The organism is Candidatus Nitrosocosmicus sp. R (assembly GCF_054408505.1).
On record NZ_CP167090.1, the window covers coordinates 239,777 to 263,874 of the forward strand.

Annotated in this window: 24 protein-coding genes; 12 read left to right on the forward strand and 12 right to left on the reverse strand. The window is 34.4% G+C overall.

Annotated elements, in window-relative coordinates; all coding sequences use genetic code 11:
• Positions 1-453 precede the first annotated feature (453 nt).
• Together AAGU22_RS01245 and AAGU22_RS01250 are read right to left on the reverse strand one after the other, a co-directional pair.
• On the reverse strand, positions 454-780 hold the full coding sequence (locus AAGU22_RS01245; RefSeq protein WP_458720438.1) for a hypothetical protein: 327 nt from the start codon (positions 778-780) through the stop codon (positions 454-456).
• 211 nt (positions 781-991) lie between these two features.
• Positions 992-1,351, reverse strand: a complete 360-nt coding sequence (locus tag AAGU22_RS01250; protein ID WP_458720439.1) for a hypothetical protein — start codon at positions 1,349-1,351, stop codon at positions 992-994.
• Positions 1,352-1,775: 424 nt separating this feature from the next.
• On the opposite strand from AAGU22_RS01250, the gene AAGU22_RS01255 reads away from it, so the two are divergent.
• The 3 genes from AAGU22_RS01255 (at position 1,776) to AAGU22_RS01265 (ending at position 3,951) form a co-directional block, all read left to right on the forward strand.
• Positions 1,776-2,057, forward strand: coding sequence for a hypothetical protein (locus AAGU22_RS01255; protein WP_458720440.1), 282 nt, complete (start codon positions 1,776-1,778; stop codon positions 2,055-2,057).
• Between the two features lie 630 nt (positions 2,058-2,687).
• Positions 2,688-2,903, forward strand: coding sequence for a dodecin family protein (locus AAGU22_RS01260; RefSeq protein WP_458720441.1), 216 nt, complete (start codon positions 2,688-2,690; stop codon positions 2,901-2,903).
• A gap of 772 nt (positions 2,904-3,675) precedes the next feature.
• Positions 3,676-3,951 (forward strand): transposase family protein, encoded by a 276-nt coding sequence (locus AAGU22_RS01265; RefSeq protein WP_458720442.1) that lies wholly within the window; start codon positions 3,676-3,678, stop codon positions 3,949-3,951.
• A 463-nt stretch (positions 3,952-4,414) separates the two neighbouring features.
• On the opposite strand, the gene AAGU22_RS01270 is transcribed toward AAGU22_RS01265, so the two are convergent.
• The gene (locus AAGU22_RS01270; RefSeq protein ID WP_458720443.1) at positions 4,415-4,687 is read right to left on the reverse strand and encodes a hypothetical protein; all 273 of its coding nucleotides are present in this window, start codon (positions 4,685-4,687) and stop codon (positions 4,415-4,417) included.
• A 499-nt stretch (positions 4,688-5,186) separates the two neighbouring features.
• On the opposite strand from AAGU22_RS01270, the gene AAGU22_RS01275 reads away from it, so the two are divergent.
• Positions 5,187-5,978, forward strand: a complete 792-nt coding sequence (locus AAGU22_RS01275) for a DUF1264 domain-containing protein (protein WP_458720444.1) — start codon at positions 5,187-5,189, stop codon at positions 5,976-5,978.
• Between the two features lie 46 nt (positions 5,979-6,024).
• Here AAGU22_RS01275 and AAGU22_RS01280 read toward each other — a convergent pair whose 3' ends face one another.
• Entirely contained in the window at positions 6,025-6,417 is a 393-nt protein-coding gene (locus AAGU22_RS01280) for a hypothetical protein (protein ID WP_458720445.1), read from the reverse strand.
• A 547-nt stretch (positions 6,418-6,964) separates the two neighbouring features.
• On the opposite strand from AAGU22_RS01280, the gene AAGU22_RS01285 reads away from it, so the two are divergent.
• The 3 genes from AAGU22_RS01285 (at position 6,965) to AAGU22_RS01295 (ending at position 10,384) form a co-directional block, all read left to right on the forward strand.
• On the forward strand, positions 6,965-7,615 hold the full coding sequence (locus tag AAGU22_RS01285; RefSeq protein WP_458720446.1) for a hypothetical protein: 651 nt from the start codon (positions 6,965-6,967) through the stop codon (positions 7,613-7,615).
• A gap of 682 nt (positions 7,616-8,297) precedes the next feature.
• Positions 8,298-8,747 carry a hypothetical protein gene (locus AAGU22_RS01290; RefSeq protein ID WP_458720447.1) on the forward strand — a complete coding sequence of 150 codons (450 nt, stop codon included), beginning with the start codon at positions 8,298-8,300 and terminating at the stop codon, positions 8,745-8,747.
• Positions 8,735-10,384 carry an ABC1 kinase family protein gene (locus AAGU22_RS01295; RefSeq protein ID WP_458720448.1) on the forward strand — a complete coding sequence of 550 codons (1,650 nt, stop codon included), beginning with the start codon at positions 8,735-8,737 and terminating at the stop codon, positions 10,382-10,384. Before AAGU22_RS01290 ends, AAGU22_RS01295 begins: the two co-directional genes overlap by 13 nt.
• Before the next feature lie 16 nt (positions 10,385-10,400).
• Here the strand turns inward: AAGU22_RS01295 and hsp14 are convergent, their stop codons facing one another.
• Entirely contained in the window at positions 10,401-10,841 is a 441-nt protein-coding gene (gene hsp14 / locus AAGU22_RS01300; RefSeq protein WP_458720449.1) for an archaeal heat shock protein Hsp14, read from the reverse strand.
• A gap of 764 nt (positions 10,842-11,605) precedes the next feature.
• Here hsp14 and AAGU22_RS01305 point away from each other — a divergent pair.
• Entirely contained in the window at positions 11,606-12,868 is a 1,263-nt protein-coding gene (locus tag AAGU22_RS01305) for an adenylate/guanylate cyclase domain-containing protein (RefSeq protein ID WP_458721719.1), read from the forward strand.
• 502 nt (positions 12,869-13,370) lie between these two features.
• On the opposite strand, the gene AAGU22_RS01310 is transcribed toward AAGU22_RS01305, so the two are convergent.
• Positions 13,371-13,994, reverse strand: a complete 624-nt coding sequence (locus AAGU22_RS01310) for a hypothetical protein (RefSeq protein ID WP_458720450.1) — start codon at positions 13,992-13,994, stop codon at positions 13,371-13,373.
• 456 nt (positions 13,995-14,450) lie between these two features.
• Positions 14,451-14,834 carry a hypothetical protein gene (locus tag AAGU22_RS01315; RefSeq protein ID WP_458720451.1) on the reverse strand — a complete coding sequence of 128 codons (384 nt, stop codon included), beginning with the start codon at positions 14,832-14,834 and terminating at the stop codon, positions 14,451-14,453.
• Positions 14,835-15,171: 337 nt separating this feature from the next.
• Between AAGU22_RS01315 and AAGU22_RS01320 the strand changes: the two genes are divergently transcribed.
• Positions 15,172-17,826, forward strand: coding sequence for a M1 family aminopeptidase (locus AAGU22_RS01320; protein ID WP_458720452.1), 2,655 nt, complete (start codon positions 15,172-15,174; stop codon positions 17,824-17,826).
• Between the two features lie 435 nt (positions 17,827-18,261).
• The gene (locus AAGU22_RS01325) at positions 18,262-19,095 is read left to right on the forward strand and encodes a hypothetical protein (RefSeq protein WP_458720453.1); all 834 of its coding nucleotides are present in this window, start codon (positions 18,262-18,264) and stop codon (positions 19,093-19,095) included.
• 237 nt (positions 19,096-19,332) lie between these two features.
• Here AAGU22_RS01325 and AAGU22_RS01330 read toward each other — a convergent pair whose 3' ends face one another.
• The 5 genes from AAGU22_RS01330 to AAGU22_RS01350 form a co-directional block, all read right to left on the reverse strand.
• Entirely contained in the window at positions 19,333-19,680 is a 348-nt protein-coding gene (locus AAGU22_RS01330; protein ID WP_458720454.1) for a hypothetical protein, read from the reverse strand.
• Between the two features lie 24 nt (positions 19,681-19,704).
• Complete coding sequence (locus AAGU22_RS01335) at positions 19,705-20,181, reverse strand: hypothetical protein (RefSeq protein ID WP_458720455.1); 477 nt, start codon at positions 20,179-20,181, stop codon at positions 19,705-19,707.
• A 169-nt stretch (positions 20,182-20,350) separates the two neighbouring features.
• A complete protein-coding gene (locus tag AAGU22_RS01340; protein ID WP_458720456.1) occupies positions 20,351-21,958 on the reverse strand; it encodes a hypothetical protein in 1,608 nt (535 codons plus the stop codon).
• Positions 21,959-22,435: 477 nt separating this feature from the next.
• Entirely contained in the window at positions 22,436-22,708 is a 273-nt protein-coding gene (locus tag AAGU22_RS01345; protein WP_458720457.1) for a hypothetical protein, read from the reverse strand.
• Positions 22,709-23,096: 388 nt separating this feature from the next.
• Complete coding sequence (locus tag AAGU22_RS01350; RefSeq protein ID WP_458720458.1) at positions 23,097-23,297, reverse strand: hypothetical protein; 201 nt, start codon at positions 23,295-23,297, stop codon at positions 23,097-23,099.
• Between the two features lie 95 nt (positions 23,298-23,392).
• Here AAGU22_RS01350 and AAGU22_RS01355 point away from each other — a divergent pair, with 95 nt between their 5' ends.
• Positions 23,393-23,725: a J domain-containing protein gene (locus AAGU22_RS01355; protein ID WP_458720459.1), complete on the forward strand. Its 333-nt coding sequence runs from the start codon at positions 23,393-23,395 to the stop codon at positions 23,723-23,725.
• A gap of 56 nt (positions 23,726-23,781) precedes the next feature.
• A complete protein-coding gene (locus tag AAGU22_RS01360; protein WP_458720460.1) occupies positions 23,782-24,048 on the forward strand; it encodes a hypothetical protein in 267 nt (88 codons plus the stop codon).
• Positions 24,049-24,098 lie beyond the last annotated feature (50 nt).

Genomic DNA, 24,098 nt, shown 5'->3' on the forward strand with positions numbered 1-24,098 from the left:
CTTGATTGAATTAAATTGCTTTAATTTGTTAATACCCCTACCGATTTCAATAAGGGATGAATGGGATCAAATTCCTTGTGGTAAGAGGAGTCGGAAGATTGGCAAGGACCGTATATATATTATCATATATCCCCTCTTTTGTTTGTCAATAGATATTCGATCAAAAAATAGTGATAATTATGTTATTGCAATAGTTTTGACTCAATTATATATCATTTTAGAACGTACCGGTGACATTCTAAAGAAAGGATTAGGCTGACCTATGTTATAATCAGATTTAGTATTACACAAATAGAACTAACTAGAATAAGGTAATAATCCCGAACAGCCAAGACTATCATTAGTAAAATCTACTAAAGCTGTTGTACTTTTAATTAATTTACTTTTAAATTCTGTAAGGAAACAATTTATTTCGTAAAGGTAAACATAAAATCAATAGTATTGGAGAAAACTTTAAGGATTAAAGTTTTTTTTGGTATTTTTTGTAGTCTTTTTGGACTCTTTTAAGGAAGGCATTTTTCCTAGGTGTCTCTTACCTTGTGAGGTTATTGCAACCGATGATTTATCAGGTGCCAACATAATGAACTCATCGACAAGTAAGCATTGCAAAACGTTGTGTCTTAATCTTACATTGTCTGGAGAATGTTCTCCACATACTTCATTATATATAGCAATGAAATTTACTTCTTCCCATTCATCTCCTTCCGTAGCATCGTATAATCTCATTAAAAGCTTCTCAGCCAAATCTTGAACGGTTTTGTTTGAAAAAGTCTCGATCAATAAACTTATTCTGGAGCTGATGATTAAAAATATGCCGCTTGAGCAAATAAGCTATTTTGTCTATAATCTGTAGTTCAAATTTTAAGATCCTAGAATGTGTAACCCACACAAATCAAACTAAATATTGAGACTTGGTTCGAATCCGTCGGGATTAACGCCGATACCGGTATTCTAAATTGATGATTCACATCGCTATTCTTTGATAATCCCTTTATTTTTTTGAACTTATTTCCCTTAGAACTGTTCCATATTCTAGGTGAACTTTTTTTCTCATATAAGGAATTAATTTGTAATGAATTGAATAATATTTCTTATCTTGAGTAAGAATTCCTTTAACCAGGAGAGATACTATGCCTCCAGCCATCTTTGAAATAGGAATATTCTTTCCTATTGAAACTTTATCTCTCATCTCACGATATTCCATTGGGGTAAAATAATTTTTATTTAGTTCCAGAATTAATGGCCAGACAATATATTCCCATACTAATCTACGATTTTCTGTGGAGGATGCATATTTTCCCTTTCTATTTGATTGAGTATAATCACTATGCCTGTATTTTTCTACTGTCATTTTCTTGGTCTCGAATGATAAACAACCCGATAGATCCTCACAATTCATTTTGTTTAACAAGTTTTATAATGTCACCTATTATTATTGCTGGTTTGGAGGAAATCATGCAGGATTTGAATTACCTAATGGTATTACTAATTCTCCGAATGAGAATAATGAAAGACCTTTTCGTCTGATAGGATTTGATTCAGCTCACTAACAAAGTGAAAAATTTGACTCTAGTTGTTGTAATATGAAAAAACTCGTATAAACACAAAGATTCGATCATCTTATATAGATTATTTACTATAATAAGGTAATTAATACTCAAAATCAGGTTAATACTCAAGACAGAAATATTATCACACCAACTAATGTTATTACAAATGCAGCGCGATTCAATACTCTGTTTAATAGTTTACAGTTAGGTGGTAATCAAATTCCTGTGAGCATAGCCAAACTATTAACCGTAATGGGTGAACAAGATAACACAATTAGAATATTATCCGATATTGTAGGGCATAGCCACAGTGATAAACAACTACATGATATGCATAACAAATTATTTGGAGGTTCTGACTCACCTAATGAAAACATGGATCTCGAAAATCTGTTTACATCAATAACAAATTTTATAAATCAACAAAATCAACAAATTCAGGAGCTTATAATTAAAATTAAACAAAATGTGCAACATATTAAGAATCAAGTGGTCCTATTAGATTAACAAAAAATCAATATGAAAAAGTATTAGATTTGGAAACGGTTCGAATTAAAATCGAAATTCTATAACTTAGATATAAAATCTTCGAATAATAATAATAAATCTAACGAAAACATACAAAATCTATATGGGCCGGGTCGGATTTATATTGTTAACGGTACAAATTTGGGATTTGTAATTCTGTCATTCTGACATTTGTTAGTAAAGGGTATCTTTAACTACTGTTTGGGAAAATCAAGGGATGGGGCCCGGTGGTTTCCGCTGCATTTTCACCACAGAAAAAGGACTCATTAAGTATGTTTAATTAAATAATTAAACTTTTTTATAAGTAATTTGCTGAATCTAAAGGCCAGGTCGGATGTTTTTCAAATGAATTTTATCCTTTAATCAGAAAAATGAGATGTAGATCCCGCAACTAGTGCAATAAACGATAATCAAATTATTTTATGTATAATATTTGCAGTCCAAATTTTTTATCTAAGTTAGGATATAATAAGAAGTAGAATATTTGATTTCCTGAGGTGTCAGTCTTTAAAATATTCAAACTTTTATTATCAAAATAAAGGTCAATTTACTTACGTAAAACCATGTTACTGGACTACCTTATATATCATATATTCTTTAATTTGAAATATGACACATATAGCAAAAATAATAGAAATAGTGGGCTCATCGGACAAGAGTTGGGAGGATGCTGTTCAGGTGGCATTAGATGAAACTACAAAAACAATCCACGGTATAACTGGAATTGAGTTAACCGATATGACAGCTAAGGTGGATCCAAATACAGGAAAAATAACTGAATATCATTCTACGGTAAAGATAGCCTTCGGGGTGGAACATTCCTAAGGATCGGCAGATAAGGAACTTGAATTTCCTTTTTTCCATAAATTAGCTTTATTTTCTTGTCGCCCTTTACCTTTAAAAAGTGCCAATTTTATCACCGTTAGATTTGTAAAATCCGAAAAGAGATAAATGAATAGATAATCTTGATGAAGAGTTTGAATTCTTTTAATTCATTAATGGAAAAACAAGGACAAAACCATTCCATAGATATTTTTCATTTTTTATCAATTAGGAAAGCAAGATGTAGGAATTTTTGAATGAATTATGGTGGACCAAAACAAAGTTCCAATCTGCATAGATTGCTGTGACTAATATTCAGCCATGGAATTGAAAAGGAAATCATGACCTAATTATGTTTAATTGTTTTTACATTCAATTATTATCGTTGATTTCGCATTTAGTGATTGGAGATACGTCTGGAAATATGATATCATCTTTAATTCTTGTAATAGGTCCAACCAGATGATTGCATAATGAACTATAGCAGTAAGGGGTGTTTTTTCTTACAGCATTTTAAATTGACAATTGTTTAGCTAAGAATACACTAGCTGTAAGAAAATTACCCCCTTAGTCCTATATTTTGTTAAACATCTTGCTAAAGTATTTGTCATCTTTTTTATACAATTTTGGGAATAAAAACGAGATAAAAAATCTGTACACAGTAAGAGTCTGGTCTTATAATCCACAAATCTATACATAAGCAAATAGGTAAGAAACACGACTATAACATCTATAAAAAAAGAACCGTCCTGAATTACCAAAGAAAGTAGAAAGGATGTTTGATCTTGGATATCTGGGAGTAGAAAAAGACTTTCCTGAACAAAGATCATCCTTACCTTTTAAAAAGGAAAAGGACTGCGAACTTACTGTACAGCAAAAAGAGTACAACAAAGAACATTCTAGGAGAAGGATAGCGATAGAACATGTCATTTGTAGGATAAAAAGGTACAGGATAATGAACGATATCTTTAGAAATAGGTTGAGAAAGTACGATAAAGCATCAGATATAGTAACAGGATTGATAAATTACAGGATATCAAATATCTGTTAGTTATAGAAATCAACGATAGTTAAAAGACACTGTTAACCTCTGCTAATTATGCAAGAGATCTAGTATATCAAAGATAGAACTGAAAGTTTTGATGATTATTTTCCTTGTCGAAAAGAAAAATGTAAACTAGAACATTTAAAACGATGGTTTGAGTTGTTTGCATATCATCATAACAAAATTATCAAAACTTAACTTTACAGAGCCGGGTACATAGCTGTTATGTTTTTATTGTCAATCACAATGACAAACTTTAGTATACTTGTGCTAATTGGTATAGACGTAAACTATTGAAAACATTCATGCATTTTCTGCTTTAACAGTAATACACGACAAGAAATACAGACACATACAGAATTAAGACTAAATATAAGAATCAGGCAATTGTGATTTTGTTTTATTATCTACTTTACTATATTACCTACCACTATAGTGATATTTTTTCAGTTTAGAATAGCATGTTCTTTTAAATGGGTTTATGACTTAATACTGCAGGCTGCTCATATTTGAAAGTAATTTCGATTTTATCACCCTGTTCATAGGTACAATTATTGATTTGTCTTGGAACGTTGTCTGATGCTTCAACTATGCATGTTCCGTTCTGTTTAAGAATTACCGTAACCTCTTCGCTCTTGCCAGGAGACAAGACATCAAATATCTGAAATCCAGATATAAAGAAGACAGCAAGTACACCTACAGCAACCAGAGCCAAGGCAATTACTTTCGGAGATAAATCCAAACAAATGAATATAGATTAACTCGTATATTACCATATCTATATACACACAAGCTCTGGTGACTGAGAATATACAAAAAGCAATGAATAATTTACTATTTACATCGCCTTGTGTTATTTCAATTGAATTAATCACAATATTTAATCCAATAGTCTGATTTTGCACTTTCTAAAATATCTCATGTAACAGATACTACCATATTATGACAATGTAATAACCTCTTTCGTAAATCAAAAATATTTTTGACTATGAAGATCAAGGTATTAGTATGGGAGATGTTAAAAATTTTATAAATGCTCCTATTATAGATAAGACGGTCCGAGACTTCAATGATGGTAAGTCCACAGCATTGATTATACCCAAGTAGTTTCCCCGAGAATTGTAAATTGGAAACTCAAGTTAATGTCTTTAATCAAAGACTTATGGCAGCAAGCATTTACTTAAATCAAAAGCTTATGCTGAAATAGTTTTAAATTAATCGATTAGATCTACCTAAGGTTAATGATAAACGCGGTTCAAAGCTATAACAATGAAGTTTTAAATAAAGAAATGCTTGATGTGTGTTATATAAACTATTTTACTAAGGTTAATCACATGAAAGATACAAAATTTTGGAGTTTTACCTCTCAATCTAGTAAAAAAGCAATATCGATTACCATTGCAATTCTTTTATTCACCGGAATCTATGCTTTCGCCATTTCAGTAGAGCAGTACGGCACCGTGCAAGCTCAAGTACAGCCAAATAGCACTAGTCCTTCACCTATGAACGCTACCCAAGCTAATGCTACTTCAGCCAACGTAACAAAACCAGTTGATGGTTATGGAGGTCCACCCACAGGTCCATTGACCGCAGTAAGACATGTATTTGACGATCCGACTCTAAGAGTTTATCACTTTTGCAAACCAAATGATAAGATAATGATGGTATGTCAGCTATATGACAGTAATTCTCCAAACGCAACGTTGATAGGAGTTGAATATATGATTGACTCTAAAACATATCAAGCATTACCAGATAGAGAAAAACCAAATTGGCACTATCATAAAGAGGAATTTTCGCCAGACCGAGCAAATCCAAAATTCCCATTGCTTAATGACCAACAACAAAAGGAATGGTTAGCAAAACTTTCAGAGTCATATGGAAAAGTTATACTCAATTGGAATCCAATGGACACATTACCTGTATTCCCGCCACAAATAGAACAGGTTCAGCATCCTTTCATGGTGAATCAGACAGTAAACAACCAGACAGAAAAACACGTGGGTAGCTTTAACCAAACGTTAAGCTACTAATCTTTTTTTATATTATTTCTTTAAAGCCATGATAATTCAGGATTTGCTATGCGTCATGATCAGAAATTACTCTTTTATCTGTAAGATTGTTTTCTAATTCATATTTTCGAGAGGAGAATGGAATGGCTAACTCCCACAGTTTATTAATAATTTTTTGTTGTTGACTTACTATTGATTCTGAATTATTCCAAAGTGTTTGGTCAGGTTGTTCTTTATGATTGTGAAAAATAAATAACATATATGCCCTCTCGTCAAATATTCCGAAGTTTCCTCTGATCCCTTCCAGATGCCTCATGTTAGGACAGTTTAAAGAATCTATGAAACCAAAATTATCATTCGTAGTTTCTGTAATCATGCGAATTTTAATACCTTTGTCCTCAATCATTTTCTTTGCATGAAACATACCTTCTTTTCCATATTTCCACAAGAAATTGAACATGTTTGCATCCCATAGAGTATCAAATCCTTTATCAGCTATGTTTACCCAATCGGTTATAATTTCAATTACCTTTTCCTGGTCAAATATGACATCGGTTATAATGGGAGTGGAAATTGGATTCTTTCAACTGTTGAAAAGTTACCTCATGCATATGATAATTTACTGTCTTATAGTATTATAAAAAACTTTGCCAATACTCATCGAAAACTGTTACTAAAAAGAATGGCGGGCCCGGTGGGTTTAGTAATAGATATATTACGAGTCCAAATCCTAAATCTAATTACTTATCTTGTAAAAATAACTGTAACTTTAAAGGATGTTCACGGTCATATTGGTATAATATACATGCTGCAGTTTAAATTTATAATTTTATTAAATTGCTAAAAGAAAATTATACTATGAACAGCGGGATCAATCTCTATAATGAGGCAAAAAAGTCGGTTTTTTTATCTATAATTTAAGTGATAACCAAAAATTAGAGCCCATCGGTAGTGGTTTCTTCCTTCGATTTAAAATAGAATCAAGACCAGAAAAAGCGGTAGGATATATGATTACTGCAAAGCATGTTTTACTAAATGATAACGAGGAATTTATTCAAAAATTTGTTATTCGGTTAAAATCAAAATCGAAGGAATCGCAGTTTATCTCGATCGATTTACATCAAACAGGATACTTCATTCATGCTGACCCTCATGTCGATATTGTTGTTATTCCTTATTATCCTCAAATTGACCTGAATGATTTTAGATTTATTAAAGGAGAAATGGTAATGGATGAAGGATTAAATGGCTTGCAAGAAGGCGCCGAAGTCTTTTTTACAGGATTATTTATTCAATATACTGGTCAAATAGAAATTCAGCCAATTTTGAGATTTGGACGTCTTTCTATGATTCCAGTCGAGAAAATCCAAATAAAAGTGAATGAAAAGATTATGAATACAAATTTTTATTTAATAGAATGTACTTCATTTGGTGGTAACAGCGGTTCGCCTGTATTTCTGAAACAAAATGGAGCAGAAATTAATCGAATTGATTTAGCTGATTTGATTACGGGGAGTTTCAATCAGTTCGAAAAGTTGCCATACGACACTATTTTGAAACAAAACACCGGGATTGCGGCGGTAACACCTTCTTACAAGCTCAAAGAAATTTTATTATCTAGCAAAGCTTACGATGCGAGACAAATAACTCCTGATTAATCTTATTCATTAGGTATAGTGTGCTTAGTAATCAATAAGATGATTACAGAAAACTTATTTTAATAGCCTACTATTAACAGATAAATTTCCAGGTAACATAAATCGTCAGTGAACCTACTCCGAAATGAGTATTTTTGGTTCTGACACATCTAAATTATCTAGATCAAGTAGTAGACTCATTAACTAAATATCAATTATATGTGATAAATAGGAACGTACATCAAATTATTAATTCAGCGGGCTTCGAATCCATGAGGTATGTGGGATCTGTTACTTTTATTTACCTTATGAATTCGATGACTTAGTTAAGTAAATGTATAATTCATGATGAGTCTGGCAGTTGGAAATTGAGTCCATTGTGCAGGTGGATCTTAATACATATGTGGATTGGTAATGTGGCCAGAGGTTTCCGCTGTGCTATCGCCACCAAAAATGGATTCAGGACTCTTAAACATTTATGGTACAAGATATAACTTTATTATTAATGTCAATTGCAAATGTTCTAGGATGCAGAGATAATTTCTGTTTTTCACATAATAGTACTCGCGAAAAACACAAGCGAATCTGTTGAGTGAATTTCTATCCGCCCAAACTTTCTTCAGATCATTTCACAAATTTAATTTCCTTGACCTCATTATATTATAGGTAATGTTATATCTTACCAAATCTCAAATAAGCAAACGTGAATTTTGTTGATGACGATGGCTCAATCATAGTACCAAAGTCTGTAAGACCAATTATTGAATATTCTGAGACTGTACTTGGTACCAGGTCTGGAGCATTAAAGCAATTCAGAGCCGGGAAACTTCACATTCGAGATTACGGCAGCTACTATTCGGTTCATTCAGATAAGATTAATCCATCAGACGATCCCCTCGGTCATTTGATTGTCGATGCTCCCGAATACTTAATTGGTATGCTTTCAGGGATTACCACTTACTCAATTGTAAAGAGAAAGATAAAAATGAACTCGAAAATGAGCAATTCAAATCTAGACTCCTTAATAGAGCCGAATAATCGGGATCAACTTTCACCCTATATTGCAGGAATAATTGCGGCTTATACAAGTCACACATTCGTCAATTCAGTAAAAAATTGGCTCAAAGGCGAAGCTAAGCTTTGGAAAACGTAGAAAATTTGGATCCTTCTAATTCTTTTGAATCCACCACCGCTGCGACAGAGATTGACACAGATACAATAAAATCGTCCCCTCGGGTTTCAAAATTTTATCTTGCAAAAGTAGTGATCAAACTTGTTCCGATTCTTTTTTATCTTAGGAGGGACCGCCGGGAATGGGTAAGACGTGAGGGCAGAAATATTGACAAGAAGAAATATACAAAACACGCAGAGAAGGCACTCGCTACTTTTATTGCTCTTGGACCCTCCTATATAAAATTAGGACAATGGCTATCAACTAGAACTGATGTGCTTCCTCAACCTTATCTGGAAGTTCTTGCAAAATTGCAAGACGATGTACCGCCTGCGGATTTTTCAATGATTCAAGGGATAGTTGAAAGTGAAATCGGGAGCATAGAACAGGTTTTCGATAGCTTTGAAAAAACAGCAAAATCTGGAGCCAGTCTTGGGCAAATTCATCTGGCTCGCTATGGGGGTCAAGACGTGGTCGTAAAGGTATCTCGTCCACATATAGAAATGATCGTCTCAAGGGATATCCAGGTGCTAAAGTCTATACTCCCATTGGCAACTCGCTTCATAGATCCAAATCTAAAGTACTCTGTCGAAGCAATGTTTTCTCAATTTGTAGAAACTATTGGTGAAGAGATGGATTATAGAATTGAGGCAACAAATCTAAAGATGATTCGAAAAAACATGGGTCGGGATCCAACTGTATTAATTCCAAGGCTTATTCCGGAAATAACTTCCAAACACGTTTTATCTATGGAGTACATCCCTGGCACAAAAATAACTGATGTAGCAGCATTGGATGCCATGGGTTTAGATAGAGGGCGGATCGTTTCGAAGGTACATCGAGTATTCTTTAAGATGCTTCTCAAAGACAGCGTATTTCACGCGGATCCCCACCCAGGAAACATCTCAGTGAAACCTGATGGCAAGATCATTATTTATGATTTTGGGATGGTGGGACGGATCGATGACGAGACACGGCTAAAGTTAGTAAGATTGTATCTCAGTATGATTGAAAAAGATCCTGTGAGAGCGGTAGATGTGTTAATTGATTTGGGAACACTGGAACCTTCTGTTAACAGATACATCCTTGAAAAGGCATTGGAATTAAGTATCAGATCACTTCACGGGCAACAAGTTGACAGCATGGAAGCCAAGGCCCTTATCGATCTAACTAATAAAACAATGAGCAAATTTCCATTTAGACTTCCAAAAAATTTGGCACTTTACATGCGGATGACCTCCATTCTTGAAGGAATTTATCAACAACATAAAGTCAAATTTAAATTTGCAAGGGTGTTGGAAAATATCCTATCGGAAGAAGGGCTTTTTCGAGAAGCATATATCGAAGAAGCAAAAGACTATTTCCAGCGGTTTATAAAGGGCGTAGAAAGTTCAATAAGTCTTGCGCCTATGATAAGATCATATATGGAGGCCGACTTGCGTATGAAGGAGACCTCGTCAAGCAGACAATGGCTAACTTCCCTAAGCATTATAGGCTCAGGACTATTCATTGGATCTGCGGTATTGGTTCAGTATAATTTAATTCTGGGAGTAGGAGGATTCTTTGCCTCCGCAGCAACATTTATCGGACTCATTGCGATCAGTAGAAGAAAACATTAACGCTAGTCTGCAACTCTTAAGAAATAGGAATTGTATTGTACCGAGGGATGGGTATCCGTAGAGTAACGATACCGTCAGCGTACGTTGCAGAACCCAACACCTGGTCTTCCTCAGTAACTGTGATTGGTAACTGAACCTTCTTGTTAATACGTAGAGGTCTTTGCTGGAGGTAAATTGTATCAGCGCTTGACTCTCCTTCCTTCTGCCTTCTTGCGTTTATGGAAAGGACATTACCTAGTATTCTTAATGAAATATCCTGTTTTGAAAAACCTGGAAGATCAATTAAAACGACTAGCACGGAACCTTCTTCATACATGTCTATTGCGGGCATGACGAATTCAAAGAATTCCCTAGACTTATTTTCAATTTCTCTCATCAATTCTTTAGCCATATAATGTGCTAATCCCATAATATATGTAGTTATCATATTGTTATAAAGCCTTTTACGAAAGGACATTAGATCTTAAACCTTCTTTTTGAATCCTACTAGGCTCGATTATTATAGTAAATGATATATCAAAAAAAAGATACGATGAATTTGTTCAGTTGACTGACTGCACCAGACAAGATCCAAATTGGGCTTGATTTAAATGGGCTGTAAGGCTTATGGCTCTAAAGTTAACTAGATTTCTTATTGCTTTTCAATTAGAATATCTTCGAATAATGACTTAAAGAGATAAAATATTTGAGATATAATTAAGATTGAGAAAACCTATTGTTCCCTAGAGAATTAGACGGGGACGTACTATATAATAAGAATTCAGTGGGCTTCGAATCCATATATTACATGGGATCTGTTAATTAATTAATTTTTTTGTAAGGAAATCAAATTCGGATGATCTACAATGATAAAAAGTTATGTTTTCAAAATGAACCCTGTTGATATCAATTTGATATTAGTTCTATTAAGTTGATTTTATCTGGAATCACAAGCTAATGAGCAGATCCCAGTTTACTTTATTAGTCAAATCCTATATCATAAAATAGTCAGATTGCTATAGATATTTTCACTATCGTTGCCTATTCTTATTATCTTATCACGTCGCCCTCCAGATTACATTGTAATTGCTTCTTGGAAATGCGTAAACAGTTCAAAGTATTATTTTAAACAACAGAAATGCCTGCTGAAATTTCATCGTCCTATATATTATGATGACTTCAAGTCAGTATTTGTAGAGGTACTGATGTATAATTTCAAGATCTCACAAAACCTTATTTGTGATGGAATATATCATAACTGAATCATCCATGTCTAATACGGAGAACAATGACGATAGCAAGATTCATGTCGAGTCGAAACTACATATAGTTAAGGAACTAAACGGAGTACTCTCTATTGAAAACGCAGCAGCGGTGAGGATAGCTTCAAGAATAGACACCACGCCAATTGAAGGATTAAAGGAAATATTAAAAAGGCATTTGGATGTAACAAATATTCAAAAGATCAGACTCCAAGATATGATTAGACAATTTGGAGGAAAGCCAACTGATACAAAGGCCGACTTGTTATCATCATTCGTATCTACTACTACTACTGCTACCAGTACAACGGAGTCTGAAAATAGCCTTTCGGAAAGTTTAGAAAAAGAAGAACAGAATAAGATATTAAAACGATCTACGCCACAGGACTATGAAATTGTACTATTAAGGCAAGATTTCGCAATAAATCATGATGAATTAATGGCTTATGAATCGTTGATAGAGAACATGCAAGTTATGGATATTCCACATAAGCAAGAGAATATATCTATACTTGAAAAGAGTATGAAAGAAGAAGAACTGATGGTCTATTGGTATAAAACACATACACCTTTGATCCTTGACAGTCTCTGGCCAAAGGTAATTCATTCTACTGTGAGACGAGGTCAAAATTATCTTCTTGACCATATCCGCACCAAGATCCCAATAGTAATCATATACGCTGATCTGGTTGGTTCCACACAGATGAGTATGACCCTACCCATAGACAATCTTGTTTCTATAGTCAGGATTTTTGACTATCACATTTCAAATGTTGTAGATACCCTTGGTGGGTATGTCTTAAAATATGCCGGGGATGCAGTAATCTCTTTTTTTCCAAGTCGTGTTGACAATCAGAACAAATATCTTTCTTCAGATACAGCAGTTGAATCTGGGAAGTTGATGATCAAATCAATCCAAGAAGAAGTAAATTCCTTTATGCATAAAATATACAAGTATCCCGAGCTTTCAGTAAAGATAGGGATAGACGCTGGAGAAAACGCAATTGTTCAGTTTGGTTACGATCAACACTCACCTATTGACATATTAGGATATGGGATGAATGTTGCATCGAAAATAATGTCTGTGACCGGTGCAAATAAAGTATCTGTCGGAGAGAACGTTTACAAATCATTAAATCCTGAATTACAGAATGAATTTCACGAACTCACGATCACTGATCGATGGAAATATGTAAACTATGGTACTGATAGGCCTTACAAGATATATACTTTGAATACATAGATCCATATTTGACAGAATCCAATAAATTAATTGATTATTGTATGAATTTTCAGAAGTATCTATGTTCTGAAGATATTCATAAAAGTTCTTAATTACTTGTCTGTTAGTCTGATTCGTTACTTTGATGTCTATATTTGTAATAGTAGTAGATAACTTAGCGGGCAATTATGTACCACCTCATCTCTATTAACTTATACAACTAAGAATTATTTGAACCCATGTGATTAACGGGCCCGGTGGGTTTAGTAATAGATATATTACGAGTCTAAAACTACAGATTGATCCTATAAATAAGAGCAATTGTATAGGATAAGCCGGAACCTGGAAATTAGGTTACTTTACAAGTCCTTTGGTTTTAAGTCGTAAATATATCGAGCATATGCTTATAGAAATCCTTAGATTTTCATCAAAGTCCATCGGCATTACGTCCACTCGTAAAGTTTATGCCGACTTTAGCCCCTACCGCGGTAATGTTTGTCATTCTAATTCCCATAATTTCCACTCAATCCTTAGTGGCTTCGATGGTGGCAAATTTATAGAATATGTTCCCTCTAATGAATACTTCCTCATTTTTGATCTCTATTTCGAGGACTATCCTTCTTGGTCCACTTCGAATGATCAGATGCTGTGGCTTGTAATCTATATCCCATAACTCAGAGGAGTTTACGAACCAAACATTATCAGAAATAGCACCATATAACTTTCCTTTACTGTCATAAAGAGGGAAGTCTAAAGATAGATAATTTCCATATTTTCTCCTTAAAGATATGACATCAAAACTATCTACTTGTAAAATGTGTTCAGTATTAATGAAATTTAAATTACCCAAATGCACAATCAAATCTTTACCCGTTACCTCGAACTTGTCCTTGACTATTTTTTTATTATGAGGGTTTTTCTTAGCATCTCGAAGAACACTTTCTGGATAGTGTCCATGATCAGCTCTTGTATGGCAGGTTGGACACAGTGAAACCATGTCTTCAGATCTAAATTCATGACTTTCTCTAAAAGGTATGATGTGGGCATTCTCTAAAATCGGACAACCGCACATCGCACATCCAAAATTAGACTCTTGCCTGAGTTGTAATTCTATTCTAGCAGGGGTATTCCTGTTTTTGCATCCCATTTCTAATACTCAATATTGAAACTATGGTTTATTTAATAAAAAAGTCAATAATCTAATACAATCTTTGTGTACATCTAACAATTTAATTTATGAATGAGACTTTTTATATAATTGCTTAACAAATTTATTGATTTTAGTTTTGAATAATTTAGTATTTCCGACGAGTCATTGCTATTTTTTAAATCCTGAAGAGTGGAGTGAGGATAACTTTAATTTTATAATTCCATATGTAAATCGGCCCGGTGGGCTTCGAATCCATGTGGTATATGGGATCTGTTGATTAATTAATTTTTACTGTAAGGGAATCAAATTTGGAAGATCTTTAATAATAAGTTAAGTATTCGAACGGGCCCGGTGGACTTCAGGATACAATAAAGGATGGTAATTAGGTCGAGATTCAAAAAAAATTATAGGATTTATCGAATGACTTTGTTTTATTTTATTTTATCCCGGAGATTATTCATCATCTTCAGGTAATTTCAATAGTCGAGCAACATTTTCGTCAGTTACTTTTATTCCTTGTTTATCCGTGGGTGGGGCAGTGTGACTATTGTACCTGAAAAATAATCCTCCAGGCGTAATCAAGATTCCAATTCTTTTATCCGGTCTCTTTTTTTCTGATTCATGTATGAGTCTGTTGACATCATCTGTAAGTTTGACCAGGATATCGTCATGAACATTTTTTCTCTCTTCCATTGTCATCGATGTATGTATGAAATGGTTAAATTTATCCAGGTCTTCCTTAGCAAAGTCTACAACTGCTGCTGCTCTGCAATGACTACCGTCTCCGCCACATTCAATCGTGCCGTCACCATAAAATGTACAAGCTTTTAAGGCCATAATATCTATATGTTTGTGGGATATTTAATATTATCCCCAATTCTAAACAATATCGTAGTTTTTTTGAAATTCACAATGCTTCTCCTCGGATTGACAAATAAGCATCTAACAGAACTCATAGTGATAAATTTAATAATTGAATTCAATTGAACTAATCCTCTGTTCCGCAACTGCTGAGTGTTTCATATAATTTGAAAATTCTGTAGATATTCATAAAAATCGTTAATTATTTGTCTGTTGGTTTGGTTTGTGACCTTGATTTAGCAATATTGTAGTAACAATACAATAGCATTTTTGTCTATGATCACTTAAATATAAGTTTGAATATTGCATTTGTATGGCAAAAACACAAAATGATGATCTTCTTTCTTTCAATTATCCTCCTTCAATGCCTTATATTATTGATCAAATATGGTTAACATTAAACCCTGACTTTGAATCAAAAACGCTTTTTGGAGAAGAGCAATTGAAGCTAACTGCTAGACAGACCATTGATAAACTTGAACTTGATTGTGCTACAGAAATGAAAATCGTTTCTGTTTCATTATCTTTTGCCGATCAGTCAAATGATCCAATGACAAAACTAGAATTTGATCCACCGATCAATGATAAGCTTGTGATCAAACTTGGCAGCAGATCTGTACAAGAAGGAGGTAAATTTCACCTATTAATAAGGTATTCTACTGTTCCTAGTAAGGGATTTTATTTTATTGATGCTCAGGAAAAACCATATAAAAGAGATCGACAGGCTTGGACTCAGGGAGAAGCTATAGATTCTAAATACTGGTTTCCAACATTCGATCATCCTCAAATGAAATTTCCACGTGAAGTATCGGTCATTGTTCCTAAGGAGCTTGCAGTAATATCTAATGGTGAATTGGATATAAGAAAACATGATATTCATGATGTATTTTGGTCTAATGCTAAAGAAGATAACATACAAAAGGCTATGTATGTATGGGAAGAAGTAAATCCAAATCCCGCATATCTTACATGCATTGTTATAGGCAATTATGAAGAAACTAGTAATGGATTTAACTATAAGGATAGAGTGCCACTACGCTATTATGTTCCTAAGGATAGAATACAGGATGCAGATAGGACATTTAAAGATACCCCAAGAATGATGGAATTTTTTGAAACATTTTTTGGAATTGAATATCCTTACGGTAAATACTCTCAAGTAATAATTGAAGATTTTCCATATGGCGGTATGGAAAATACTACATGTACTACACTTATGCGAGAGGTCTTACATGACAAGAGGGCACATCTGGATTTTACAAGTGATGACGTTATAGCACATGAATTAGCTCATCATTGGTTTGGAGATCTTGTTACATGTAGGGACTGGGAGCATATATGGCTAAACGAAGGTTTTGCATCATATAGTGAAGCACTATATTGGCAATCCTCTAGGGGAGAGAACGAATTTCTTTACTATTTGGTACAGATGGCAGATATATATCTCAAAGATGCTCAAATAAATGGTAAGCACGAATTAGTTACCAAGAATTATCTTAATCCTGACTCCTTGTTTGATTTAGGTCATACATACAAAAAAGGGGGATGGGTGGTACATATGATACGTCAGTACATTGGTAATGAAAGTTTTAAAAAATCATTGAATCGATATTTGGACAAATATAGAAATAGGACAGCAGAGACAGATGATATTCGTCAAATTTTTGAAGAGATATCTGGTAGGAGCTTAGAACGATTCTTTGATCAATGGCTTTTCGGAAAAGGACACCCCGAACTAGATATTCAGATTTCTCAAGAGGAAAATAATACCTTAAAGCTAAGAATTATGCAAATACAATCTGATGATACTGTATTTAACTTTCCGTTAGATCTAAAACTAATTATATTAACGGCTGATGGTGGAATTGACACAATTCAAACAACTATCGAAATATCGGAAAAAGTGTCAGAAAAGGTTTTCCAGATTCCCCAAGGATCAACAGTCAAGTGTTTCTCAATCGATCCGGATTTGAAGATACTGAAAGAAATCAAAACAATTGATACTCCTTTAGAGATGTTAATAGATCAACTTAATGATAGAGTTTCTACTACAATAATCGAAAGAATCGATACCGTACGTTATATTGGACAATTATCGGCTAATGATAAGAATGTTGTAGATGTATTGACTAAAGCAATCCTAGAGGAAGACTTGTCTTTAGATAATACTTTTTGGGGGGTTTCATTTGAGGCTGCAAAAGTTCTTTCTTCAATGCTGCCAACTGAGATCACTTATGATGCGTTAATGCATTGTTATACTTCAGTAGATAATCCTAGGACAAAGGCTGTTCTTGTGGAGGGTCTAAGGAAGTTTGACAATTCTGAATTAAGTGAAATATTCCAAACAATCTTAGATGATGTGAGACAGAGTTACTTTGTGCAATCTCAGGCAGCCAGAGGATTTGGTAAGATGGCAGATGATAACTCTATATCTATACTTGAACAAGTCCTAGAAAAGGACCGTAGTTTTAAAAATGTAGTGGCACAAGGAGCAATTGTCGGATTAAGAATATTTGCAACAACAAGGACCCGAAATCAAGATCTAAAAACTAAAATTATTAATTTGCTTATTGACAAGACTAGTACTGAAAATTATGAAAACGTCAGGATTTATGCAACATCTGCTTTAGGATTTTTCATATCAGATAGGAATGGAAATATAGTCAATCCTGGATACGAACAAATAATAAAACTGTTAACAGATACAAAATCAGTCCTTGTTCGAAATTATTCTTGTGTTGCACTAGGTAGAGCTTTCCACTACACTAAAAATCAGACAGTTATTGATCAATTAAAGAATGTCGCTGAACATGATCCTGACGGCCAGGTTAGGCAGACAGCTCTCGATAGTATATCATTAATTAAAAAAGACAGGGAAGTTATTGCGAAGATAATGTTTGCAAAAGATGAAAAGCAGTTCTTAGAAGAAAAGCTGCAATTGATGGAGACACGAATAACACAAATTTAGTGATCCAGTAGTAATTAGACGATATTCTCATTATTTGTCTAAAACTTTGATATTAGATCTTTGACTCCATGAGTATATGGATCTGTTAATTAGATAAATTTTAAGTCAAACTTGTCATCATATTTCTAAATAACAAAATTACAACAACTCCGGTGGGCTTCGAATCGATGATGTATATGGGAACTGTTAATTTAATAAATAATTAGGTTTAGGTTGTTAGCATAATCTGGACCTATTATCATTAGTATTACATCTTGTTAAATTGAAAAAGGTTTCGAAATTTTAGAGCTTAGGTGATTGAAATATATCCTGACAAAGTATTAAATTTATTTTGAAATATCGTAGGAATTTATTATCATTAGTATTTGTTGCTTTATCTAATTATTAATCATCTATTTCAAATAGTATATATTGCAGAATATTGTATGATATTTGATGACAACCAAAATAACGATGAGTGTATTCGTTGTTTCGCTCATAATCTCATCAACCATTATGTTTAATACATTTTCGTTACAGTCCGTAAATGCGCAACGTGTATGTGATAATCAAATAATGCAATCTGCAGGAAATGCCCTTCCTGTAATTCTTATTCATGGATATAAAGAACCAGCCGGTGTATGGGCGCTATGGGAGCATAGGCTTGCAGAGGACAACATACCTTTTTGTACTGTAACTTTTGATTTTTCTGATGATAAATGCGGTTCTGCTATGGCCCATGCTACAGAATTGGGTGCCATAATTGTGGAAGTTAAAAGAGCAACAAGTTCTGATCAAGTAAACATAGTTGCTCATAGCAAAGGAGGCTTAGATGCAAGAGATTATCTTAGTTCTACTGATTCATCGGATGTCGCAAACCTTATAATGATTGGCACACCAAACGGTGGAGGACCTTTAGCTGACTTTGTCATATCAATTAACATATTCAACCCCGCCCTCTATTATCCCTCCCAGATCTTATGCACTCCTGCGCTGCTTGACTTGGAAACAAGTGCTGATGTGTTGGATGTAGCACAAAACCCTTATACTGACTACTACACCATTTATGGGAATTGGCAACCGGGTCTACCATGTAGAGAAATGGGTTCAGAGGGTGATGGTTATGATTATTTGGCCAGGAATGGTCATATACCCAATGATGGAATTGTTCCAGTTTGGAGTAGCGAAGCTCTTGGAAATCACATCAATCTTGGTTCCACAACCCATTGTCATACAGAACTATTAAATAATGAAGAATATAACCTATCTCGATCTGTACTTTCGCCTTGATGACCGTGATCCAATTATTTTCTTTGATCAGATGCTTAAGAATACGATGATATCCATTTTATCTCTAGTTGGAAAAATTACAACGACTCCGGTGGGTTTAGTAATAGATATATTACGAGTCTGAAACTCCAAATTAGTAATTCTATATTTGAGGGTTATTGATATGCGCCGGGTCGGATTAAGGTCATTTTGATGGTAATCTACAGGTCAAATACCTGTAAAGAACCATTCTAAATTTTATATATTCCTTCCAAATATAGGGAAAATTACATGTGCGGAACAATTCAATTCATATTTTATAGATTTTGAAAAAGGCAAGCCGATGGCTTGAGTTGTTGGAACAATTTCTACCCCTAATATTTTTTGTAATTCTCTAATAGGCTTAAAAATGCAATCTATTTGTACTACTAGACCAATTTTCTCCATTAAATTTTGAAAGTGTGAAATTTGATCGACAGGAATCCAATCATCCAGAGAACGACGAAGTCCCGTAATAACCGAGATATAATGTGGGATCTGCAGCTCGCTTCTCCGGATCGTCACAAGATCATGCAATAAACCCTTCCAAGCCCGTGATGTCTTCAAATGCTATACCTATATCAGAGTAACTTAAGAAATATTAATAGTTGCGATATTGCGAGCATTGCCAAAAATTATTTTATTAAAAGAGTCTGTTTTTCCCATGTGACGCAGTGCATATGCCAATAAATGCCAGTATTCTTCTACATTATTGTCAAACTGCAGACAATATTGAACCGATATTAGAGTTTTATGGAATTCTCCCAAGGTGTATGAAGTTGCGGCTGCACAAAAAGCACTCTCTTCAAAAATATTTTTAGTATTTGATACTATTTTATATATATATTCAATCTGGTCTCTTGGCAATTTTATCATGTAGTTTATTATTGAAAAGTCCAATTGATCGAGAGAATTTCGACGAGTTTTTCTTAATGTTTTAGGCATGTTAGTAAGGAAGGGAAAATTTATTGTAACATTTTTTATGGAGAGATTTGGAGTTTCAATACGAGGTACTCGTGATTCAAAATCCAAGTCCATTCCTAATTGCGATAGGAAGTTGATTCCCATTTGATAGGAACTCAAGTGAGAAACGATTTTATTCCAAGTTCTTCGTATATCTCATTAGGCTTACCAAGTAGTTCATTAACGGCCATGCGAGGTAAAAGATCTGATATAACTGAACGTATATCATAATCAATACATGAAGGATTTTTTATTTCATCAAGAGGGTTATAAACTAGTAGCCGTTTAATGCAGATCTCATCTCATAAGATAGGTTACATAGTTTACGAGGGTCTGTAGGATTTGAATTACAGAAGTCTCTTTCAAGTTTGCAGGCAGGAGACACCAGGCTTTCCACACAAGGATCGTATGCGCCACGGGAACATATCGTTTGACCAACTTGCTCAAAGCAAACATATGACGGATCGTTTTCCACACCGCCTGGGCACGTAGGATATTTGGAAGATGCTTGCTCGGCTATGCAATTGTATTGACGAGTCACTGGGGGTATTGGTTTTTGTACCGAACAACTGTAGCGGTCAGTTGGATGACCATTACACCATTCTATTTTGTTAGCACAGGCAAAAGATTTAGGGTCATCCGTACATGGATCGGTAATCCATTCACTAGCACGGGTGCATATCGTTTGCCCCTTAGTATGTCCATTATCAGCCTTATGACAATAATAATTCGGATCATTTTCCACATTAGTTCCGCATGTAGGCCATTCGGAAGATATCTGCTCGGCTATGCAAGAGTATGGATAAATAAATGGTGAGTCAGCTGTGGTAGTTGATGGGTCATCAGAAATGCACTTTGGACCACTAGGAGCATTCGACCCTGTCTTTCCACCAAACCCTACCATATGAGATCGTGCTGGACAAGTTCCATCTGGATTCATGGGTACTTCTGACTCTGTTGTTGTAGATGTTGTTAGTGTTTTATCGCATTCGGGACTCGTTGGATCTTGTCTACAAAAAGGCGTTGTATAGGGTGCTAATGTTGGTACAGCTGGCACTGCAGGACATTCAGCTAAAGTAGCTGCTTGGCGGCCATCTGGACAATTTACAAGTTCTGTTGTTGAAGGTGCAGTTGTACCTGTAGCTGGTGTTGTAGTTGTAGCTGGTGTTGTAGTTGTAGCTGGTGTTGTAGTTGTAGCTGGTGTTGTAGTTGTAGCTGGTGTTGTCGTGGATTTGCAATCGGGATCAGTGGGATCATTAGATTGGAGGCAAATAGCATCAAAACCAACACTGAAACGCGAATCAGCTTCCTTTTGAGTTTCCTCAAATGTAGTTGAGCTTGTCGTTGTTTGTGATTTACAAAATGGAGTTTCAGGAGATTTCGTACAAATATCATTCTTGACAGATCCTGAATCACCAGGAATGGAACCAGATGGTGATCCTGTTGTTGTACCAGGTGTTGTAGTTGTACCAGGTGTTGTTGATTCTTTACAAGCGGGATCAGTGGGATTAGATTGGCAAGGATTAGTATAGAAATAATCTCCCCACAGAACATTTGGTAATTCTGCTGATGGTCCTGGTCCTGGTGATGGTGTTATACTTGTACCTGTCCCTGTACCACATTCTTCCGTTGTAGCTGCCTGACTACCGTTGGGACAATTTACAAGTTCGGGTTCAGTTTCTGGCTCAGTTTCTTGTTCTGATACTCCAGATTCTGACTCTACTTCTGGTTGTTCATTTTCTGATGAGCTATCATTCCCATCTGAACTACCTCCATCTGAACTAGCAAAGATATTAGATGACATTACCATGACTGGGTTTGCAGATAGCATTATGGCTAATGTCAAAACTATAGTTAACCTAGCCGCAACTTTTGGATTCATCCCTATTACTCCTCACTGTTGCAGTCACATGCTAATTTCACATAAGTGTATGCGATAAGTGCTTTTTTACTCACCTTTCTATTTTCTCTTGTTTTTCTAAGATCCACACCCCTTTCCATAATTGGGAATGACTTGTATACATTTCTGCTGTAAAGACACATTATCATAATGTATATTGGAATCAATATGGTGGCTTCTATATAACCATTTTATAATCTGTATTATCGATGTTATCAAAAAATTCAAAACCTATACTTCTGTAATATATTTAACAGATCATTGGCTACTTTATTGTTATACCAGTAGTACTACGCCTAATAATGGGAATAGGCTATATCATTTTACAAAATCGGATCTGAAATTCCATCCTAACAGAAGTAACAGTCTAGGCATAGTTGTAAAACTTCTAATCTAATGCATATTAAGATATTTAGTAACCACTTTTAGAAATGATTTGGTAAAATAAACAAAAAGGAGTTAGGGGTTGTCGAAACAGTATACGATCGCTTGCACGGACGTCACAATACCAGTCGTACTTCGCGCCTGGATTGTCCAACTATTTTCTTCGGTATCGCCCTTATTGCTCAAACTTGTAAGATAAACGAAGGCTCCAAGGTTAGAAAGAATTTCGTATTGACCCCCGCCTGAAACCATTGTGTCACAGGGATCACATTTTGCAGTGCTCGAAGCATATTGTGGATTTGCTACTTCATTTTGAGGTCCGGTCCTTTGATATATTTTATGGAACAACGATTGAGGTCCCTCGGGACCCAGTGGATTTTGTACCTGTTTTAGTTTACAATTCTTTAACTTACAAGTGAAATAATCGTCAAAACTTTCTGTTCTGTCCTTAATGTATTACATCGTTCTCTCTATCAGACTTTTCGCCAGAGAGGAGTGGATATGGTGATCGACATTTAAGAATCTGCAGAGTTCTGGAAAATACGTTCCACCATCTGTTGATACTGGATGCTTTCTATGAATCTGGACCAAACTTGAAATAGATCGCTCAGCAATGAGCATATTTCTTTCTTTTGATTTATTAGCTAAAAAAGTGAGAGTATCTTTCTACTTTTAAGTTCGATAGATACACAAATCCACATGTAGACCGAACCAATTTTAACAAAGGTTTCATCGATTATAAACCCAGATATTCTTTTCCTATTTCTAGCAATTTTCTTGGGTTTATATTTTTGAATCCCTTTCCAGATTGCAACATAACTATCTTGACAAATTGAGCTAGTGCTTTGGATGTGTTCCTATAAGATAAACCTAGAAAGTATAAGTACAATCCATAGCCAATGTACTTTGAAGGTGTTCTCTTTCTTTTAATACTCATAACAAAAAGAGATAGGACATATTTAGCTATAAGATTTTCTTTAAGTTAACAGAGCCGTATATATAGTATAATAGAAATTTAGGATTTGTTATTTATTGATCAATGATGATGACTATTATAAAATACTAGGAATTGGCTATGGTGCATCTAGTGCCGAAATTAAAAATGCTTTCAGAAATCTAACAAAATTATACCATCCGGATAAACATTCTAACTCAAAACAATCTCACAATAAATATATGAAAATTGTAGATGCATTTAATGTTCTTTCCAATAGTGCTAAAAGAGAAGATTATGATAAAGGATTACAACTTTCAATAATTCAAGACCATCTTATTTGCATACTAGTAATGAGACCTCAAATTATCAGGGGTATGAAAAGGCAGGATATAGTAACAATAAAAAAACTAGATATACTAAAAAGGTAAATAAACCAAAAACATTCTTAGAATATAGTTTAATAGATGCCGATCTTATCTTTATGATGGATACCGTTGATATATTCAAGAATTTGCTTTATCGTTCAGCTACCGCTATAAAGCTTGATCTGTTTCCATCTTTAGGCGCTATTAGATGTGATAAAATAGGTCTGGTTTATTCTAGAAAGTGTAAATTGTTCATGTTTTTAGGGTTAAACGATAATGATACCTGTTTTGTTTTATACAAAGATAAAGACGTTTACAAACTACCAAATATTTATAATATTAATATTGAGAAAAATGTACCCAAATATGGATATATCAGAGAATAGCAACAGATTATTAAATTCTGTTTATGAACAAATATATGATCTGACTTCTG

Bases quoted from the DNA above. Each gene is read 5' to 3' on its own strand.
- AAGU22_RS01250 (WP_458720439.1), bottom strand. From the start codon at position 1,351: ATGACAGTAGAAAAATACAGGCATAGTGATTATACTCAATCAAATAGA.
- AAGU22_RS01260 (WP_458720441.1), top strand. From the start codon at position 2,688: ATGACACATATAGCAAAAATAATAGAAATAGTGGGCTCATCGGACAAG.
- AAGU22_RS01265 (WP_458720442.1), top strand. From the start codon at position 3,676: ATGTTTGATCTTGGATATCTGGGAGTAGAAAAAGACTTTCCTGAACAA.
- AAGU22_RS01275 (WP_458720444.1), top strand. From the start codon at position 5,187: ATGATAAACGCGGTTCAAAGCTATAACAATGAAGTTTTAAATAAAGAA.
- AAGU22_RS01280 (WP_458720445.1), bottom strand. From the start codon at position 6,417: ATGTTCAATTTCTTGTGGAAATATGGAAAAGAAGGTATGTTTCATGCA.
- AAGU22_RS01285 (WP_458720446.1), top strand. From the start codon at position 6,965: ATGATTACTGCAAAGCATGTTTTACTAAATGATAACGAGGAATTTATT.
- hsp14 (WP_458720449.1), bottom strand. From the start codon at position 10,841: ATGTCCTTTCGTAAAAGGCTTTATAACAATATGATAACTACATATATT.
- AAGU22_RS01305 (WP_458721719.1), top strand. From the start codon at position 11,606: ATGGAATATATCATAACTGAATCATCCATGTCTAATACGGAGAACAAT.
- AAGU22_RS01310 (WP_458720450.1), bottom strand. From the start codon at position 13,994: ATGGGATGCAAAAACAGGAATACCCCTGCTAGAATAGAATTACAACTC.
- AAGU22_RS01315 (WP_458720451.1), bottom strand. From the start codon at position 14,834: ATGGCCTTAAAAGCTTGTACATTTTATGGTGACGGCACGATTGAATGT.
- AAGU22_RS01320 (WP_458720452.1), top strand. From the start codon at position 15,172: ATGGCAAAAACACAAAATGATGATCTTCTTTCTTTCAATTATCCTCCT.
- AAGU22_RS01325 (WP_458720453.1), top strand. From the start codon at position 18,262: ATGACAACCAAAATAACGATGAGTGTATTCGTTGTTTCGCTCATAATC.
- AAGU22_RS01335 (WP_458720455.1), bottom strand. From the start codon at position 20,181: ATGGGAATCAACTTCCTATCGCAATTAGGAATGGACTTGGATTTTGAA.
- AAGU22_RS01340 (WP_458720456.1), bottom strand. From the start codon at position 21,958: ATGAATCCAAAAGTTGCGGCTAGGTTAACTATAGTTTTGACATTAGCC.
- AAGU22_RS01350 (WP_458720458.1), bottom strand. From the start codon at position 23,297: ATGAGTATTAAAAGAAAGAGAACACCTTCAAAGTACATTGGCTATGGA.
- AAGU22_RS01360 (WP_458720460.1), top strand. From the start codon at position 23,782: ATGGATACCGTTGATATATTCAAGAATTTGCTTTATCGTTCAGCTACC.